Source organism: Coprothermobacter platensis DSM 11748, from assembly GCF_000378005.1.
Classification (GTDB): Bacteria; Coprothermobacterota; Coprothermobacteria; order Coprothermobacterales; family Coprothermobacteraceae; genus Coprothermobacter; species Coprothermobacter platensis.
The window spans coordinates 808,366-827,260 of sequence record NZ_KB899040.1; the positions used below are offsets into that span (position 1 = coordinate 808,366).

Here is an 18,895-nt window from a genome sequence, read left to right on the forward strand (position 1 = left end):
TTATCATTACTTTAACGCAAATTATGGAAACAGTAAGGAGTGGATGATCTTGGGATGGAGGACAGGTTTGTACGCGGTGGTAGGCCTATTGGACGCCATTGCGGTATTGACTAACCCGTTTATCGCCAACCCTAAAGGTTGGTTGGTTTTCTTTGTAGTTCTCGGTGGTGTTTGCCTGCTTACAGAGATTATTGCTTTGGTTACAAAGAAGCATGCAAGTTGGGATTTTATTATTGCTACTGCCGTTATGGTCGTAGTAGGCATATTGGCCTACACAAGCAAGGTCAATGCAGACCCTTACATGCCACTGGAAGGTAGCATGTATCCAACTTACGCTTTCCCGGCGTTTATCGCAAGTTTGTACCTTTTTATCGTATCTATTACAAAATCGTTTTTTGCAGGTATTTAGAGATGTAAAAATCTTGTTTCCGGAAGCGTGCATGTGCTTCCGGAAACAATGTTAAAAGGGGGCATTTGTGGAAGAAAGTGTGAAACAGTTAGCCGATCAGAGTTTTGCTTTAGGTGCTAAGCTTGAAGAATTATCGGATGATTTGTCTGCGCTGAGCAACGACTTTAGACAAGCAAAACTTCAAATTGAAGACCTTTTCTCTAAAAACCCCAATAGAGAAGAATCACAGTCCGCTGAAAAGCTTTCCAAAAAAGACCTTCTTTCACTTTTAGACACGATAAGTGAACGCTGGGAAACACTCAACCACTCCCTCATAACACTTCAGGAACGTGTTGCAAATCAGCATGACATTGTAGAACATGAAATAGATAATCAACAAGAGGACACTGAGGAATATGCGCTCTTGGAAGATACACTGGATGATCTATCATTGGTATATGCAGAGCTCACTGAAGTCCTCGATGACATGGACACACTCTTGACTGCCATCACCGAGCTCCGCCGCGCATTAGATGAACTGAAACCTTAGCCTTAAACCGACTACCACATTGTTTTTTTAGAAAGCCACCGTATCGCTATCTTGCTATCTGTTTTATTGCGTTCCCATCAGAGCGGGAATCATGTCAAACATGGGCAGATAAAGAGATATAACAATGAACCCAACTAAACAGCCAACGAATATTAACGCGAAGGGCTCTACTGCCGCGGTAAGCGTGTCAAGGAACCTACTAAATTCTTCCTGTGTTATATCGATGTAGCGAGCTAAACTGTTGTCCAAACTGCCCGCTTCTGTACCAATGGCGATAGTGCGCCAAAGCAATGGATCCGTATCTGCTTGCTTGAACGCTTCGTGCAAAGGCATACCAGAAATAACAAGCTCTTTCACTTTTGCTATTTTGTCTTTGAAAATCTGGTTTTCCATGACGCCCTGAGTTAGGTTGAGTATTTCTACAACAGGTAAACCATTAACGTATCCACTCCTCATCGTTTTTGCGAGGCGTAGGTATTCAGGTGTAACGGACAGCCTGCCAATAACAGGAAATGCCAGCTTAATCCGCTCGTAAAAGCGCTTAACGCTCATCACGTTAGTGACCAACTCACGAGCCGCCAAATAACCAAGAACAATGACAGCCACAAGCCAATACCAGCTCGTTTGGAAAAAATGAGCCAAGTTAATGACAAACATTGTTATGCCAGGTAATTGAGCGCCAAAAGACGTAAACATTTGTGTCATCGTGGGAAGGACGAACACCATGTAAGCCACCACAGCTAAAACAGCAACAACGGAAATAACTGCAGGATACATAGTGGCACTGCTTATTTTGCCTTTTAATGTACGCATGGTTCTGTAAAAATCAGCTAAATCAGTAAATGCTGCGTCCAATGAGCCGCTACGTTCACCACTTCTTACCAGATTAACGAACAGAGCCGGGAAAGAGCCCGTGAGCTCCAGTGCATTGGATACAGAAGCACCACGGCTTACATAGAATATGAGATGATTTGCTACGTTACTGACCTTTCTATTACCACCGCGGTCTTTTAATACTTCCAGAGCTTCTAATATGTTAAATCCACCTTGGACAAAGCTGGATAAGTTTGATGCAAAAAAGTACAAATCGTTCTCATTCAATTTGGGCGATTTCCCAGGAGGCGCTTCAGTCACTTCCATGAGGAGCCCAATTTTCGACGCTTTTGTTTTTGCCTCCTCAACATCCTGAGCCTGGATTGTTCCCACAGCTGTTTTGTTCCCGTTGCTTTTTATCACAACATAACGGTAATAGTTTTTCTTATTGGGAGTAGCCAAATACCCTCACCACCTCTTCCTCCGTAGTCAGCCCCTGGTCAACCAAGAAACGTGCTATCTCTTCCATGGATATGAAACCTTTTGCTTTCGCGGTCTGAAAAAGCTGTACCACATCAGTTTTCTGTGAAATCTTGCTCCTAATCTCATCGTCCACAGGCAAAATCTCGTACACGCCTGTTCTTCCCTTGTAGCTATTTGTGCTGTTGTCCCACAGACGCACAAGCCTTTGAGCCATGACACAGTGTAAAGCAGAAGCAACCAAGAGTGGATCCGCACCCATGCTCATAAAACGTGCCACAGCGGCCACAGCATTATTGGCATGAAGTGTAGAAAGCACCAAGTGTCCAGACAACGCTGCGTCCAGAGCCGCATGGAGTGTTTCCTCATCCCTTATTTCACCAAGCAGAATGATGTCAGGATCTTGCCTCAAAGCCGCCCTAAGCGTAGAAGAAAACGTTATATCCGCTTTAGGGTTCATCTGTACCTGGGTTATGCCTTCAAAATCATACTCCACCGGATCCTCAATGGTAATAATGTTTTTGTCTCTTGCTTCGTAAATCTCCTTCAACAGTGCATAAAGTGTGGTTGTTTTTCCACTTCCCGTAGGACCTGTGGTTACGATAATCCCGTAAGGTTTTTTTATCATGTCCCTGATAAGGCTTATCTGTTCGGGAAGCATGCCCAGATTATCCAGACCCGTCCTGAGGCTGCGGCGGTAAAGCAACCTCATAAACATATTTTCTCCATAAATACTGCCCACTGTTGCCACACGTATGCTATAAGGCTGGCTTTCTATCATTACATCAAACTGGCCATCCTGAGGACGGCGCTTTTCTGCAATGTCCATGTCAGCCAGCACCTTCACCCTGGTAACGATCTCTTCCGCCAATGCCCTGGGCAAGGTAACTATTTGCTGGACAATGCCATCCAGGCGATATTTAACCACGTACTGTGACTGCGTGGCAACAAAGTGCACATCGGTGGCATTACGATGTGCCGCATCATAAATTATGGCATTGATAGCATTTTCCGCTGAAGCTTCGGTAGAAAGCAGGTCCAGAGAAGATACTTTTATTTCTCTTAACTGGCTCCGCGTTTCGTTGCTTTTGGTGAAGAAATTAAGAGAAAAGAATCTATCCATGACTACCTCGGAAAAATCCTGTTCTGTGGTAACCAGATAGTCAAGGTCAACACCAAAGAAACTTTTCAATTGATTGGAAACATTCGCCTCCAGTGGAGGCACTACAGCAATGAGCAGCTTGTTTTGCTCTTTCTGGAGTGGAATAAGCCTGTATGTACGCATAAGCCCCGTAAGTTGTTCCTCAGGTTTGGAAAGGTAAGCAGATAAACTCTGCATACTCTTCAAGCTGTTTAGATCCAGTAGCCTTATAATGGCTTCTGAATCAATGTAAGATTTTCCGTATTGCTCAGCCAGTACCTGTCCAAGTTCATTTTTCTTGATAATGCCCTCTGCAACAAGGTACTGGCCGAGCCTAAGGCCCTGCCGTTTGGCTTCACCTACGACCTCGTCGATACGTTCAAACCGTAGATAACCCTTTTCAGCGAGTAGTTGTGCCAAAGGCTCAGCCATAATTAAGTGCTAAAAACTCTCCATCATTTAATGTTAGAACAATCTGGGCTAGCCGTAATTGTATAGGCGCTTCCATCTGTCGAAGTATACGTAAAATAACCGGCAGCCGTACTATTCGTTATGGTGCCCCCATTGTATTGGAATGCTGAGCTTGTATATGGGTTTACAGGAGCGCTTTCAAAATAGTTAGGATCATTTAAAAAAACTCCCAGAGAAGCAGTAACAGGATATGCCCCAGTACTCATCTTGTAAAGTTCCAATTGCGATTTAATCGTTCTCACGTTAGAGCAGAACGTTGTTTGCTTTGTTTTTGTTGCACTTGTGGTAAAACGTGGTACCGCCAACGTAACCAACACACCCAAAATGACTAAGACAACGACCAATTCTACCAATGTAAAGCCCCTCAACTGTCTTTTCTTTTCATTTCTCTTCAATGCATCCACCTTCCTTCCATTCCTTTGTGTGAATTTTAATCAGACAAAGTTGTAAAAATTATAGCATTAAGATGCGGCTTTATATTCCAAATGGAACAGATATAAGGATATTGCCTTTATTACATAAATGCTGCTATAATTGTTATGTAAAAGCTGTGCCGAGGTGGCGGAATAGGCAGACGCAGTGGACTCAAAATCCACCGGGCTTCACCACCCATGCGGGTTCGACTCCCGCCCTCGGCACCAAGCCATTTTTAACTCTTCAAAGGGATATGGATAGCCTATTAAAGTTTTTCAATGAATATCAAGGTTTAATTAGTGCCATTGTTGGTGCTATTGGGGTTATTGTGAGCCCCTTAGTAGCATTCAAAGTTACGCGCAGGACACCAATATAACAAACACAAAATCGGATTTCCGCATTACCTTTCTTTGTCTTAAGTAAGAGTGATATTAAGCCCTACGTAGATAATCACGGGCTCCTTGTGTTTCATATAACACTAACAAACAAGGGAAATGGAACTGCTATCCACTTGACGGCTGATATAAATCAGGACAGCAGCAATCCGAGTACTCTGAGAATGATAATGTATGAATCCTCGGCTTTTTCAGTACGCGGCACTGTTGTTCAGCCAGAAGAAGCTTCTTCATTCGTTTGCAGTTTTGTTTACCGATATGTATTTTAATAAATGCAGGCAAGAGTTTACGTTCCTATTCCAAAGAAAGAAATCTGGAAATACTACTGTAGAAATAATGGATAATTATAGCAGCGGTGACCCCATCTTAGTTCCAGATGCCGACAAGCCCAACATCGATACTCGTCCATGAAATAATGTTTCTTACCATCTGACCTCATACTTTTCGCCCCGCAATAGCTCGAGCCAATCACACTTCAAAAAGGAACGCCAATTCGGTAAATGTAATGGAATGAAATGAGTGTAAGTTCTATCCTTTTTAGTATATAATTATGCATTATTATGGGAGGTGTGGGTATGTCGGTGAACAGGAAACAAGAATTAACCATGGAACAGCTTGCTGTATTAGAAAGTGAGATGCAAAAGCGAAGAAAAAGCGTGGGATTAGCCTATGTCCTTTGTATCTTCCTGGGAGGTCTGGGTATACATAAATTCTACCTGCAAGAAACCACTCAAGGCATATTATATCTGCTACTGGGCGTATTTGGCTTCATATCCATGATCGCTGGCGAGTTCTCATCGCTTGTCTCCTTCGGTGCTACTGGCAATGGACTTTTTGAAGCGGGACTCTTCTGCTCAATAGCACTGGGCTTGCTTATCCTAATAGACCTGTTTACTCTTCCCGGTCAAGTAAGAAAGGCGACAGAATCCATAGAAAACAAAACCATAGATGAGATATTACATACGGCAAACAACCCATCTACACAATAAAAAAAAGGGGGACTTAGCACCAACCTACTCTCCCGGCAGCTCCCGCACACCAGTACCATCGGCTTCCCTGAGCTTAGCTTCCGGGTTCGGAATGGGTCCGGGCGTTTCCTCAGGGCATGGGCACTAAGTCCCTTTTTACACACTAAACAACTTTAGGAGAAGGTAGTTACACACAGAAGCTTCAGCTAAGTTAAGATAATCCCTACCATAACTTTAGAAGTGCTTCTTTTAGCGAAGCAAGACCTCGGGCTATTAGTACTGGTCAGCTACACCCATTGCTGGGCTTCCACTTCCAGCCTATCTACCGGGTTGTCTTCCCGGGCCCTTACCAGATTAACTCTGTGGGAGTTCTTATCTCGGGATGGACTTCGCGCTTAGATGCTTTCAGCGCTTATTCCTCCCAGGGTGGCTACCCAGCTCTGCACCTGGCGGTACAACTGGTACACCAGTGCCTGGTCCCTTCCGGTCCTCTCGTACTAGGAAGAGCTCCCCTCAGAACTCCTACGCCCGCGGCGGATAAGGACCGAGCTGTCTCACGACGCTCTGAACCCAACTCGCGTGCCTCTTTGATGGGCGAACAGCCCAACCCTTGGGACCTGCTTCAGCCCCAGGATGAGACGGGTCGACATCGAGGTGCCAAACGGATCCGTCGATATGGACTCTCGGGACCCATTAGCCTGTTATCCCCAGGGTAACTTTTATCCGTTGATCGGTGGCCTTTCCACTCAGCACCACCGGGTCACTAAGTCCGTGTTTCCACTCTGCTCGAGATGTCTCTCTCGCAGTCAAGCACCCTTATGCCTTTGCACTCTTCAGCGGGTTTCCATTCCGCCTGAGGGTACCTTTGAACGCCTCCGTTACTCTTTAGGAGGTGACCGCCCCAGTCAAACTGCCCACCTGACACTGTCCATGTGCCGGTTTCACGGCTCCACGTTAGAGTTCCGACATCTGCAGGGTGGTATCTCACCGTCGGCTCCTGTACCCCCGAAAGGGTACATTCTTAGCCTCCCACCTATCCTGCGCAGCAAATGCCAAAACCCAATATCAGGCTACAGTAAAGCTCCATGGGGTCTTTCCGTCCTGCCGCGGGTAGAGGGCATCTTCACCCCCATTGTAATTTCACCGAGTCCCTCGCTGAGACAGCGTCCCAGTCGTCACACCTTTCATGCGGGTCGGAACTTGCCCGACAAGGAATTTCGCTACCTTAGGACCGTTATAGTTACGGCCGGCGTTTACTGGGGCTTCGGCTCAGAGCTTCGCCTATTTCTAAGCTAACCCTTCACCTTAACCTTCCAGCACTGGCCAGGCCTCAGCCCCTATACTTCGGCTTTCGCCTTCGCAGAGACCTGTGTTTTTGGTAAACAGTCGCCAGGACCTATCCTCTGCGGCCTGCTTCAGCTTCCCCTCTACAGTTCCACCTACCACAGGCACCCCTTCTCCCTAAGTTACGGGGTCAGTTTGCCGAGTTCCTTAGCGAGGGTTCTCTCGCGCGCCTTAGTAGTTTATCTACTAGTCCACCTGTGTCGGTTTAGGGTACGGACACTTACCTATTCTCCCTAACGAGGTTTTTCTCGGCAGTGTGGGATCACTCCCTTCACATCCTCTCGGACATTCCTCCTATAGGTTAACCTTTGTCGAGTGCGGATTTCCCTACACTCAGGCCTCACCCATAAGAACGTGCTCTTCCACTCGCACGCGCAGCTACCTTCCTGCGTCTCCCCTTTAGGTCAAACGAATAGGTTTGTGGCACGGACTATTAACCTGTTTATCCATCGGTTACGCCTTTCGGCCTCACCTTAGGCTCCGGCTTACCCTGGGCGGACGATCCTTCCCCAGGAACCCTTGGACTTCCGGCGGACAGGATTCTCACCTGTCTTATCGTTACTCATGCCAGGATTCTCACTTCTGTACAGTCCAGCTAACCTCACGATTAACCTTCTCCCCGTACAGAACGCTCTCCTACCACTTATCAAGCCCTTGGACTCGATAAGTCTATGGCTTCGGTGCTACGCTTAGCCCCGTTATATCTTCGGCGCACATCCGCTCGACCAGCGAGCTGTTACGCACTCCTTAGATGATGGCTGCTTCTGAGCCAACATCCTGGCTGTCTTTGCAGACGTACTTCCTTTAGGTTGGAACACTTAGCGTAGCTTCGGGACCTTAGCCGATAGTCTGGGATGTTCCCCTTTCGCCTACGAAGCTTTTCCCCCGCAGACTCACTCCTTGGGCTAGCTACCACAGCATTCGCAGTTTGACAGGGTTCAGTAGGCCTCACGACCCCCTAGCCCTACCAGTGCTCTACCTCCATGGTCTACTACCCAAAGGCTGCACCTCAATGCATTTCGGAGAGTACCAGCTATCCCCGGGTTCGATTGGAATTTCTCCCCTACCCACACCTCATCCCACAGGTTTTTACCCCTGACGGGTTCGGGCCTCCAGACAGTCTTACCTGCCCTTCACCCTGGACATGGGTAGATCACCCGGCTTCGTGTCTCACCGCAGCAGCTCTTCGCCCTTTTAAGACTCGGTTTCCCTTCGGCTCCAGTGCCTCAGCACCTTAACCTCGCTACTGCAATGAACTCCCTGGCTCATTCTTCAATAGGCACACGGTCAGCAACCTTCTAGTCGCCTCCCGTTCCTTGTAGGCACACGGTTTCAGGTTCTATTTCACTCCCCTCACCGGGGTTCTTTTCACCTTTCCCTCACGGTACTTTCCTCTATCGGTTAGTGAAGGTGTTTAGCCTTGGAGGGTGGTCCCCCCTGATTCCACCAGGATTCCTCGTGTCCCGGTGTACTTGGGTTCATATACCAGTTAGTGTCGTACATTTCGCCTACAGGACTCTCACCTTCTTCGGTCTGCCTTCCCATGCAGTTCGACTATGTACAACTTTTGTAACTAACTGAGCCTGTTGTCAGCCGGCTCCGTATATGCCCCGCTACCCCTAAATTGCAACGCCTGACCGCTATCACACAACTTAGGTTTGGGCTCTGCCCCTTTCGCTCGCCGCTACTTAGGGTATCTCTTTCGATTTCTTTTCCTGAGGTTACTGAGATGTTTCACTTCACCTCGTGCCCTTCGCATAACTACTAATTTCATTATGCGATGCATGGATTTCCATCCATGCGGGTTTCCCCATTCGGACATCCCGGGTTTAACGGTTGTTAGGCACCTACCCCGGGCTTTTCGCAGCCTGCCACGTCCTTCTTCGGCCTTCACTACCTATAGGCATCCTCCGTGCGCCCTTTGTATCTTGCTTCTACTAATTCTCGCGCTTCCTCTTTTACAATGGGCTTATCTTTCTTTGCCTATTTCTATGCCTTCTACCTTCTCCCTAGTTGTTTAGCGTGCATGGTGGAGATGAGCGGGTTCGAACCGCTGGCCCCCTGCTTGCAAAGCAGGTGCTCTCCCACTGAGCTACATCCCCACAAACGTGCTTCTAAAGAAAATACTTTACAAGCATGCACGTTGGCTTGCTTGCCTACTTGGTGGGCCCTCGAGGATTCGAACCTCGGGCCTTGCCCTTATCAGGGGCACGCTCTAGCCTACTGAGCTAAGGGCCCTTTTTACCTGGGGCAGGAAAGGAAGAAAAAAGGAGTTTCTAAAAGATTCTCCTTAGAAAGGAGGTGATCCAGCCGCACCTTCCGGTACAGCTACCTTGTTACGACTTAGCCCTCCTTACCAGGCACACCGTCGTCCGGCCCTTTCGGTTACCGGCCTTCTGGTGAACCCGACTCGGGTGGCTTGACGGGCGGTGTGTGCAAGGCCCGAGAACGTATTCACCGCGGCTTTGCTGATCCACGGTTACTAGCGACTCCGACTTCACGCACGCGAATTGCAGCGTACGATCCGAACTGAGCAGGGCTTTTCGGGATTTGCTCCACCTCGCGGCTTCGCTTCCCATTGTACCCTGCATTGTAGCATGTGTGTAGCCCAGGGCATAAAGGCCATGCTGACTTGACGTCATCCTCCCCTTCCTCTGGCTCTTCGCCAGCGGTCTCCCTATTGTGCTCTCACTCTTCGTAAGTAGCAATTAGGGATGAGGGTTGCGCTCGTTACGGCACTTAAGCCGACACCTCACGGCACGAGCTGACGACAGCCATGCAACACCTGCAATGGCTCCTTCCCTTACGGTCAGGTCGTTCCCCTTTCAGGTTACTACTACCATCATGTCAAACCCTGGTAAGGTTCTTCGGGCAGCATCGAATTAAACCACATGCTCCGCCGCTTGTGCGGACCCCCGCCAATTCCTTTGAGTTTCAACCTTGCGGCCGTACTCCCCAGGTGGGATGCTTATCGCGTTCGCTCCGGCACTGAAGGGTCTTTACCCCCCAACACCTAGCACCCATCGTTTACGGCTAGGACTACCCGGGTATCTAATCCGGTTCGCTCCCCTAGCTTTCGCGCCTCAGCGTCAGGATCGGCCCAGAGAGCCGCCTTCGCCACCGGTGTTCTTCCCGATATCTACGCATTTTACCGCTACACCGGGAATTCCACTCCCCTCTACCGTCCTCTTAGCTGCTTAGTTTCCCACGCAATCTCAGAGTTGAGCCCTGAGTTTTCACATGAGACACAAACAACCGCCTACGCGCCCTTTACACCCAGTGAATCCGAACAACGCTCGGGACCTACGTTTTACCGCGGCTGCTGGCACGTAGTTAGCCGTCCCTTTCTACTGGAGTACCGTCCTCTCTCGTCCCCCAGTCCAGGAGTTTACATCCCGAAGGATTTCTTCCTCCACGCGGCGTCGCTGGGTCAGGCTTTCGCCCATTGCCCAAAATTCCCTGCTGCTGCCTCCCGTAGGAGTCTGGGCCGTGTCTCAGTCCCAGTGTGACCGTACATCCTCTCAGACCGGTTACCCGTCTTCGGCTTGGTGAGCCTTTACCTCGCCAACTACCTGATGGGCCGCAGGCTCATCCTTCAGCGATTACTTCTCAGTAACCTTTTCTTCATCAGCATCCCTGCCAACGAACTCATGTGGGATTAGCCTCGGTTTCCCAAGGTTGTCCCCCTCTGAAGGGTAGATCACCTACGTGTTACTCACCCGTTCGCCGCTGAGTTATTACCCGAAAGCAATAACTCGCTCGACTTGCATGCATTAGGCACGCCGCCAGCGTTCGTCCTGAGCCGGGATCAAACCCTCCGTGATATATTCTCTATATTCACTTCCGTTTAATCCCTACTCGATTTTGATTCACTGTATCTATCTTGTAGATACTTTTTTAGTCTTTCCGACCGCTTTCTTCTCTTCCTGTCCCCGGTTTTTCACCTTTCGGCGTTCTTTATCTTCGAGCTCATCGCTCTCCGCTTTGAGCTCTCACCGTGCTCATCTCTAAGCAGGCGTTATTAAGTATAGGACACCAAATAAATTTTGTCAAGCCTTTTAAGTCACATTATGAAAAAATAAGGTCCAAAACTCTTTTCTGCCATAGAAAAAACCAGCTTTATTTACACCAAGGTGTAAAATTCAAACATGATATACATCAGTGAAAGAAAACCAAATGCTACGCTAACGAGATTTCTTAATAACCTCTCTGAAAACCAGCCATTGACGTGGGTTACTGATGTAAAGCAAGCGTTAGACATGGTTTCACGGAGGATGGATTTGTCAGTAACGTTGGATTTATCTACTATAAAAATAGACGTGGGCACTGTTAATACACTCATGAACACTTGCCAGAATTTAGTTTTGAGTTACATGAGGAATTACAAAAGAAAGAAAAGAGTTGGTATCTTTAGTAGAGGACGTGCTAACGTAGGCCTTTTTGAATTGGTGGGAAAAGCCCTTCAAACATCAGGCATGATGGAACATGCGAGGTTAATAAACCTGTATAAACCACAGATTACAGAAATCACCCAAGATGACGTTTCTTTCGACAGAGGCTTTAAGCAAGATGAACTGCAGGAAGTTAACTTCATTCCATTAGGGAATTCTGATGCGACAGCAGCCATCATGGAACAACTTCCCATGTTTGACCTTGCCGTGCTTGGCCTTCCAAATCCCATTAGCGAAGAACATTTTTTGTGGAACCTGGTCAAGAAAATTCAGGATGGCAATGGCGTCACAAGTTTTATATTGGTTTATCAACAGCGTCAAAGAACAAAAGATATGAAGGAAGCTAATAGGCAGCAGCTTACACATAGCGACCCCACGACTCTTTTCTTGCGCAACACATTTCCGAAAGATTCCTTTAAAAAGGAATGGATAAAGCAGAAAAAGTTTGAGAGGAAACAAAAAATAGGTTTAGTAATTCCAGCTTTTAATGAGGAAGAAACCGTAGCAAATGTCATCGCATGTTATATGCCACTCAAAAAAGAAGGAATTTTAGACAGAATTGTGGTAATGGATAATGATTCTACAGACGGCACATCACGAGTAGCCAAGGAAGCTGGAGCAGAAGTTTATCGAAGTGGAGATGTTTTCCCAGAATTTGGTGCCTATAGGGGAAAAGGTGAAGCCCTTTGGAAATCGCTTTTTGTTGTGAACAACATGGACATCGTAGCCTTTTTAGATGCAGATATAAAAAACCCTACGGAAGAAATGGTTCTCAATATTGTGGGACCGTTGGTTTTGAGAAAAGATTTGCAATTGGTAAAAGGTTATTTTAATAGAGGTGGAGCTGAAGACAAAACTCTGAAAAGTGGCGGCGGCCGCGTTACAGAAATATTGGTAAGACCACTTTTGAGCATGGAGATGCCCGAGCTATTGTTTTTATTCCAACCACTGTCAGGATTTACGGCGGCGCGTATGGAACTGCTAAAATCGCTGCCATTTTACACGGGATATGGGATAGAAATAGGTTTTTTGCTACACACAGCAAAGGTATTCGGTGTAAGTGCCATCGCTCAAAGCGATGTGGGATGGATAATACACCGTAACCAAGGCATAGAGGCTTTGACCAGAATGGGAACGGAAGTCCTTCAGGCATTCAAGGATGCGTCGGATACAGAAGATAGCGAAACGAAAGAGATAAAGACCTCTTTAATTTATGCCCTTCTTTCCACAGACAAGTACTCTCTGTTAAGAAGAAACGTTTCGCAATTAAAGAGGCCCCCACTTCAGAACGTTCTGAAGAATCTTCCTATGCAGAATGATTCATATAATAACAAGTAAACAAATTCTTGAATAGGCAAGCAGTGGTTACAGAGCCTACTCCACCTGGCACAGGAGTTATGGCGCTTACTAAAGGCATGACACTGTCGAAATCGACGTCGCCTACAACTTTGCCATCGTCAGTCATGTTTGTTCCCACATCGATGACCACTGCGCCATTTTTTACGAATGTTTCATTTACAAAATGAGCCTTCCCTATGGCTACAACCAATATGTCTGCCTTAACCGATAAAGAAGGAATATCTTTTGTTCTGCTGTGAGCAATGGTTACGGTACCATTCCTGTGAAGCAACATAAGTGCAGCGGGAAGCCCCACTGCTTCACTTCTACCAATTACTAGTATATTCTTCCCCTCAATGGGAATATTGTAGAAATCTAATATCTGTATGATGCTCTGCGGTGTGGCAGGCATGAGCAGAGCAAGGTTCTGAGCAAGCAAACCGAGATTAACTGGGTGCAAAGCATCCACATCTTTACTAGGCGGTAAGAGCTTCACTGCTTCTCTAAAATTCCAATCCTTGGGGAACGGCTTAAGAAGCAAAACACCGCTTACGCAATCATTTGCTCCCATTTCCTGCACAGTCTTCAACAATTCGTCATAATGTTCCACTTCGGTCACTTGAAGACGTGCATTTACCCTATTCGCACTTTTTGTGAGGCCTTTGAGATAGCCACCTGCATCAGTACCTTTGTACTTTATGATACTAAGAAGTGGATTCGCACCATTCATTTTGGAAAGTTCCTCATAAATGGCATCAGCAACTGGCGCACCTTTAAGTATGTTTACCATATAACCATTTCACCTCATTTATGGGAGAGCATTATAAAAGCAAAAAGGCGGCAGCGCAGAAAGCGCTACCACCTAACTTTCAATTCTTTAGATGCTTTTACTTCGTCTAAGCGTCTTACAGGCGTGTAATGCGGCGCTTCTTCAACTGTCTTAGGGTCTTCTTTGCACTCATCAACAATATCCCTAATAGCATCGATAAACGCGTCGAGCGTATCCTTTGTTTCCGTTTCTGTAGGCTCAATCATTAGTGCTTCTTTTACGATGAGAGGGAAATACATGGTAGGCGCATGGAAACCTTTGTCCAGAAGTGCTTTTGCAATATCCTGAGCCTTCACTCCATAATTCTTTTTTATATCTTCTGCGGTAGCTACGAATTCATGCTTGCACATACCCGGATAAGCCGTGGGAAGTACATCTTCCATGCTGACACGCATATAGTTAGCGTTTAAGACAGCCATCGTACCTGCTTCGCGTAGCCCAGCTCCACCTAAAGATTTTATATAAGCGAGCGCTCTAAGGGCAACCAAAATATTACCGAAATTAGAACGCATTTTACCGATACTTTTTAGCCTATCAAGGTCCCATCTAAAGCCTACGCCGTCTCTAACAAGTACAGGCTTGGGTAAATATGGTTCAATATGCTTCTTAACTGCAACAGGTCCAGAACCGGGTCCACCACCGCCATGTGGGGTACTAAATGTTTTGTGCAAATTGAGATGTGCAAAATCAAACCCCATATCTCCGGGACGCGCCCAACCGAGGATACCGTTTAAATTTGCCCCATCGCAGTACATGAGGCCGCCCACATTGTGGATGAGCTGAGAAATCTGAAGGATATTTTTCTCAAATTTCCCAAGTGTGTTCGGATTAGTAAGCATTAACACTGCCGTATGTTCGTTGACCATGGAGCTTAGAGCATCCATGTCAACCAAACCTTCTTCATCAGATTTCACTGTAAAAACGTGGAATCCTGCCATAGTAGCGGATGCAGGATTGGTACCATGAGCAGAGTCAGGAATAATTACGGTATCTTTGTGGGTCAAACCATTATCCTTAAAGTAAGCTTTAGCCATAAGCAAAGACGTAAGCTCTCCATGGGCACCAGCAGCAGGTTGAAGTGTGATAGCATCCATACCCGTTATTTCTAAAAGGTCTTGCTGAAGTTCATAAAGTAAACCAAGCAATGGCTGAACATAGACATCAGGCAACGCAGGGTGAATATCCTGAAAAAGCGCAGCTACTTCATCGTTTATTTTCGGATTGTACTTCATAGTACAAGAACCCAACGGGTAAAACCCATTATCAACACCATAGTTTAAGTTAGACAAGTTGACAAAATGCCTTACTGTATCTACTTCCGATATGTGAGGTAGAGAAGGCTCACCATCACGCAAGAATTCTGCTGGTAAAAGTTCTGATGCAGGACGATTCTCCAAACCACCTTCAGGAATCATCATGCCTTTTCTTCCATTTTTGTGGAGATCTCTTAAAAGTCGCACCGACTGGTTAGCCCGCCTGCTCATTGCAATTCCTCCATAAGTTTAACCAATGTATCCATCTGTTCTTTGCTACGTTTTTCCGTTACCGCAACCAAAAGGGTATGTTCATCGATAACAGGACCCACAAAGTAATTAGCAGCAGCAAGCTCTCTTTGCACATGTTCAGCATCTTTCACTTTTATGGGAAATTCCTTAAAGAAATACTGCCTCTGTGCCACAGGATAGCCAATCATCGTCAATTGCTCTGAAAGATAAGTGCTACGTGTAAGTATGGCTTCGCCTAAGTCTTTTAAAGAACCACCCAACAATGATAGATAAACTGCAGAACCCAAGGCCATGAGCCAGTCGTTACTTGTTATGTTTGACGTTGCTTTTTCTCTTCTAATGTGTTGTTCGCGGGTCTGTAGTGTTAAAACATAACCGATATTGCCATCAGCATCGACAGTTTCACCAGCTATGCGTCCCGGAATACTTCTGATAAAATCTCTCTTCGTTGCTAAAAAGCCGAAGTGAGGACCACCATAGTTCATGTGGTTACCCAAACTTTGACCTTCACCCACTACAATATCAGCACCGTAGTCTTTAGGTGATTTTAGAATACCCAAAGAAATAGGATCGACTACTGAGATGAACAAAGCACCTTGTTTATGAGCCACTTCTGACGCACCAGCCATATTTTCAAGAAATCCGAAGTAATTCGGACTCTGAATGACCACGCACGATAAATCAGGCGTATCCTCAAGCTGTGAAAAATCCGTAACGCCTTCCTTTTCAGGCAACATGATAATGTCAAATTCTTGACCTATCTGGTATGTTTTCAACACCTCAAGAATATCTGGGTTTACGCAGGACGAAATAGCAATGCGGTGCTTTCCATTTATACGCATAGCCATTAGGGCAGCCTCTGCAGCGGCACTAGCACCGTCATACATACTCCCATTGGTAACGTCCATGCCCGTGAGATCACATATGAGTGATTGGTATTCATACATGGCTTGCAGTGTGCCTTGGCTGACTTCGGCTTGATATGGAGTATAAGCGGTTTCAAACTCAGGCAATGAAATGATTCTATCTACCACAGAAGGAACATAGTGGTCATAAACTCCACCACCCAAGAAATAAACAGCACGTGACGCATCTGGAAGCTGGATGGCGGCTTGTCTAAAGTAAGATCTCAAATGCTCCTCATCCCAGCCACCCTGTATGTTAAGATGCCTCTTTAACAGTGCTTCGCTGGGGATATCGGCAAAGAGCTCATCTACATTATGAAGGCCAATAGCATTAAGCATGTCTTTGATTTCTTCCTTTGTATGCGGAACATACTGCATACGCTATTTCGCCTCCCGTTTGTAGAAGAACTTTGATACCACGCGAGCTGGTAATAATTTACCTCGTACGTTCACAGTTACCTCAGTGCCAATCTTGGATTTATCTGAACGAAGGAATGCCATAGCAATACTTTTTTTAAGGAACGGTGCCATAGTACCTGAGGTGACAACGCCGATTTCACTGTCATCAGCAAGCACTTTATTACCTTCACGTGCTATACCACCTGAAATCTCCAGACCCATTAACTTCTTTTGCACGCCTTGCTGCTTTTGTGAAACAAGAACGTCTTTTCCCAAAAACGATCCTTTATCCCAATCTATAACGAATCCATAGTTAGACTCCAACGGTGTCGTTTCATCATTAAGCTCATGGCCGTATAAAGGCAAGCCTGCTTCTATACGCAGTGTGTCCCGGGCACCTAATCCAGCTGGTTTTAAGCCAAATCCCTTTCCTGCCTCCATGAAGCGGTTCCACCACAACGGCGCATCTTCCATAGGACCATAAATCTCAAAACCATCTTCACCAGTGTACCCGGTTCTGCTAACAATGAGGTCACCGAAGGTAGCAAACTCAAAAGGTACTAAAGCAGCAACATGAAAGAACTGTTCTACCATAACAGCACTCTTTGGCCCTTGCACAGCGATGTCAAAGTACTTATCAGATACATTTTCAAAAACCTCTGCCGAGTTCAGGTTTGTGCGTATAAACGTTTCATCTTTAGAAGTATTGGCTGCATTTACCACCAATAAAAGCTCGTTCGCTGATAATTTGTATAGAATAAGGTCGTCCACCACACCAGCATTCTCGTTAAGAAGCATGGTGTATATGGCCTTCCCAGGCAACAGCTTTTTGACGTCTGCTGTAACTAACATATCTATGGACCCTATATCGCCTTTGAAATACAGCTCTCCCATGTGAGAAACATCAAACATGCCCACAGCAGTCCTAACTGCCATATGCTCGTCGATAATGCCTGAATACTGCAAAGGCATTTCAAAACCAGCAAAAGCTGTCATCTTTGCACCTAACGCTCTATGAACCTCATATAAAGAGGTTCTTTTAAGTTCCAACACTTATCGCCTCCGAGATAAAAGAACTGGAAGCTAATTCAGCGCGGCTTTTATGGCATCGTCCAAAATCTCTATGGCAACATCTACATGCTGCTCTGTAAGCGTCAGAGGCGGAGCAAATCTTATAGCACTTTGTCCTGCACCCAGACATACCAAACCACGCTTGAAAGCTTCTTCTATGACTTTATTTCTTAACTCATAATTATAATCCCTCTTAACAGGATCTTTTACAAAATCGATTGCAAGCATTAAACCAATACCTCTGACATCGCCTATCTGTTCATAACGCTTCTGGAGTTCGCGCAGTTGTGCCATAAAGTAAGTGCCCACTTTGGCAGCATTTTCCACGAGTCCGGCTCGCAGTAGTTTAATGGTCTCTATAGCGGCCACAGCTGCCACAGGGTTTCCACCGTAGGTATTGGAATGAGCAGACTCTTCCCAATCCATAACGCTCTCACGGGCTAAAGAAGCACCCATGGGCATGCCTGATGCTATGCCTTTAGCAATAGCTACAATGTCCGGTTCCACACCAAAATTTTGAATGGCGAACATTTTTCCTGTTCTTCCCATGCCACTCTGCACTTCATCGACAATAAGGTAGATACCGTACTTATCTAACTCTTCTTTCAAACGAGGGAAAAAATCACTCGGAGGAACAATGTATCCGCCTTCGCCTTGGATAGGTTCCACCAAAACAGCAGCCACATCTTCAGGTGGCGCAATGGTTTCGAACACACGATTCAAGTACCAGATGACATAATCCGTGACTTTTTCTGGTGCAACTCCCTCGGGAGGTCTGTAGCTGTCCGGGAATGGGATATGAACTACTCCAGGCATCATAGGAGAAAAGTAGCGACGTTGAACAGCTTTTGAAGAGGTAAAGGCTAATGACCCCATACTTCTTCCATGAAAAGCACCTAAGAAACCTATATAAAGTGGTCGTTTGCTTTTATAACGAGCCAGCTTTATGGACGCTTCCACTGACTCCGTTCCACTATTAGTGAAAAACACTCGCCCAGGTTCTTGAAAAGGCCTTATCTCGTTGAGCATTTCACCCAATGTAACTTGCGATTCATAATAAAAATCCGTACCTGCGAAATGCAGGAATTTTTCTGCTTGCTCCTTGATAGCTTGCACCACAAGTGGGTTCGTGTGCCCCACGTTCGTTACACCTACTCCACTTGTCATATCCAAGAATTGATTTCCATCCACATCAAAAATCCAAACATCTTTTGTACGTTCTACAACCAAAGGGACTTCACGGCTTAGTGAAGTTGACATAACTTTCGCATCACGCTCTATAATTGCCTTTCCCTTAGGTCCTGGTAATTCTGTTTTGATCTGAGGTCTATTTGCATCCATATGCTGCGTACCACCTTGTTCCATCACGTCTCCAGCGATAGGCTCGGATACGTTGAATTCTTGTTCGGGACTGTTCATAGGAACACCTCCTC

General features: G+C 46.2%; 13 protein-coding genes, 3 tRNA genes and 3 rRNA genes. 6 read left to right on the forward strand and 13 right to left on the reverse strand.

What is annotated here, in order from left to right:
* Positions 1-43: 43 nt before the first annotated feature.
* Both D890_RS0104525 and D890_RS0104530 read left to right on the forward strand, forming a co-directional pair.
* Positions 44-409 carry a hypothetical protein gene (locus tag D890_RS0104525; protein ID WP_040363487.1) on the forward strand — a complete coding sequence of 122 codons (366 nt, stop codon included), beginning with the start codon at positions 44-46 and terminating at the stop codon, positions 407-409.
* Between the two features lie 67 nt (positions 410-476).
* The gene (locus D890_RS0104530) at positions 477-938 is read left to right on the forward strand and encodes a hypothetical protein (RefSeq protein ID WP_018963328.1); all 462 of its coding nucleotides are present in this window, start codon (positions 477-479) and stop codon (positions 936-938) included.
* A 63-nt stretch (positions 939-1,001) separates the two neighbouring features.
* On the opposite strand, the gene D890_RS0104535 is transcribed toward D890_RS0104530, so the two are convergent.
* The 3 genes from D890_RS0104535 to D890_RS07780 are packed head-to-tail and all read right to left on the reverse strand — an operon-like array spanning position 1,002 to position 4,238.
* Positions 1,002-2,213, reverse strand: a complete 1,212-nt coding sequence (locus D890_RS0104535; protein ID WP_018963329.1) for a type II secretion system F family protein — start codon at positions 2,211-2,213, stop codon at positions 1,002-1,004.
* Positions 2,197-3,804, reverse strand: coding sequence for a GspE/PulE family protein (locus D890_RS0104540; RefSeq protein WP_018963330.1), 1,608 nt, complete (start codon positions 3,802-3,804; stop codon positions 2,197-2,199). Before D890_RS0104540 ends, D890_RS0104535 begins: the two co-directional genes overlap by 17 nt.
* Positions 3,805-3,827: 23 nt before the next feature.
* On the reverse strand, positions 3,828-4,238 hold the full coding sequence (locus D890_RS07780; protein WP_051073664.1) for a prepilin-type N-terminal cleavage/methylation domain-containing protein: 411 nt from the start codon (positions 4,236-4,238) through the stop codon (positions 3,828-3,830).
* Positions 4,239-4,395: 157 nt separating this feature from the next.
* On the opposite strand from D890_RS07780, the gene D890_RS0104550 reads away from it, so the two are divergent.
* From D890_RS0104550 to D890_RS0104560, 3 genes are all read left to right on the forward strand, one after another.
* Positions 4,396-4,484, forward strand: a tRNA-Leu gene (locus D890_RS0104550).
* A 342-nt stretch (positions 4,485-4,826) separates the two neighbouring features.
* Positions 4,827-5,063 (forward strand): hypothetical protein, encoded by a 237-nt coding sequence (locus D890_RS0104555; RefSeq protein WP_018963332.1) that lies wholly within the window; start codon positions 4,827-4,829, stop codon positions 5,061-5,063.
* A 164-nt stretch (positions 5,064-5,227) separates the two neighbouring features.
* Complete coding sequence (locus D890_RS0104560; RefSeq protein ID WP_018963333.1) at positions 5,228-5,641, forward strand: TM2 domain-containing protein; 414 nt, start codon at positions 5,228-5,230, stop codon at positions 5,639-5,641.
* An 11-nt stretch (positions 5,642-5,652) separates the two neighbouring features.
* Here the strand turns inward: D890_RS0104560 and rrf are convergent.
* The 5 genes from rrf to D890_RS0104585 form a co-directional block, all read right to left on the reverse strand.
* Positions 5,653-5,769: ribosomal RNA gene (rrf, locus tag D890_RS0104565) — 5S ribosomal RNA — on the reverse strand.
* A 104-nt stretch (positions 5,770-5,873) separates the two neighbouring features.
* Positions 5,874-8,898 (reverse strand): 23S ribosomal RNA (locus tag D890_RS0104570).
* Positions 8,899-8,991: 93 nt separating this feature from the next.
* Positions 8,992-9,066, reverse strand: a tRNA-Ala gene (locus tag D890_RS0104575).
* Positions 9,067-9,125: 59 nt separating this feature from the next.
* A tRNA-Ile gene (locus D890_RS0104580) sits at positions 9,126-9,202 on the reverse strand.
* 56 nt (positions 9,203-9,258) lie between these two features.
* Positions 9,259-10,788, reverse strand: a 16S ribosomal RNA gene (locus tag D890_RS0104585).
* The 16S, 23S and 5S rRNA genes sit together here with 2 tRNA genes alongside, the layout of an rRNA operon.
* 324 nt (positions 10,789-11,112) lie before the next feature.
* Here D890_RS0104585 and D890_RS0104590 point away from each other — a divergent pair.
* Positions 11,113-12,753, forward strand: a complete 1,641-nt coding sequence (locus D890_RS0104590; protein ID WP_018963334.1) for a glucosyl-3-phosphoglycerate synthase — start codon at positions 11,113-11,115, stop codon at positions 12,751-12,753.
* Here D890_RS0104590 and D890_RS0104595 read toward each other — a convergent pair.
* The 5 genes from D890_RS0104595 to D890_RS0104615 form a co-directional block, all read right to left on the reverse strand.
* The gene (locus D890_RS0104595) at positions 12,722-13,543 is read right to left on the reverse strand and encodes a bifunctional 5,10-methylenetetrahydrofolate dehydrogenase/5,10-methenyltetrahydrofolate cyclohydrolase (protein WP_018963335.1); all 822 of its coding nucleotides are present in this window, start codon (positions 13,541-13,543) and stop codon (positions 12,722-12,724) included. The genes D890_RS0104590 and D890_RS0104595 overlap by 32 nt on opposite strands.
* Positions 13,544-13,608: 65 nt before the next feature.
* The gene (gene gcvPB, locus D890_RS0104600) at positions 13,609-15,066 is read right to left on the reverse strand and encodes an aminomethyl-transferring glycine dehydrogenase subunit GcvPB (protein WP_018963336.1); all 1,458 of its coding nucleotides are present in this window, start codon (positions 15,064-15,066) and stop codon (positions 13,609-13,611) included.
* Positions 15,063-16,370: an aminomethyl-transferring glycine dehydrogenase subunit GcvPA gene (gene gcvPA / locus D890_RS0104605; RefSeq protein WP_018963337.1), complete on the reverse strand. Its 1,308-nt coding sequence runs from the start codon at positions 16,368-16,370 to the stop codon at positions 15,063-15,065. The genes gcvPB and gcvPA overlap by 4 nt, the downstream gene beginning before the upstream one ends.
* Positions 16,371-16,373: 3 nt before the next feature.
* Complete coding sequence (gene gcvT, locus D890_RS0104610; protein WP_018963338.1) at positions 16,374-17,444, reverse strand: glycine cleavage system aminomethyltransferase GcvT; 1,071 nt, start codon at positions 17,442-17,444, stop codon at positions 16,374-16,376.
* 30 nt (positions 17,445-17,474) lie between these two features.
* On the reverse strand, positions 17,475-18,881 hold the full coding sequence (locus D890_RS0104615; protein ID WP_018963339.1) for an acetyl ornithine aminotransferase family protein: 1,407 nt from the start codon (positions 18,879-18,881) through the stop codon (positions 17,475-17,477).
* Positions 18,882-18,895: the final 14 nt, after the last annotated feature.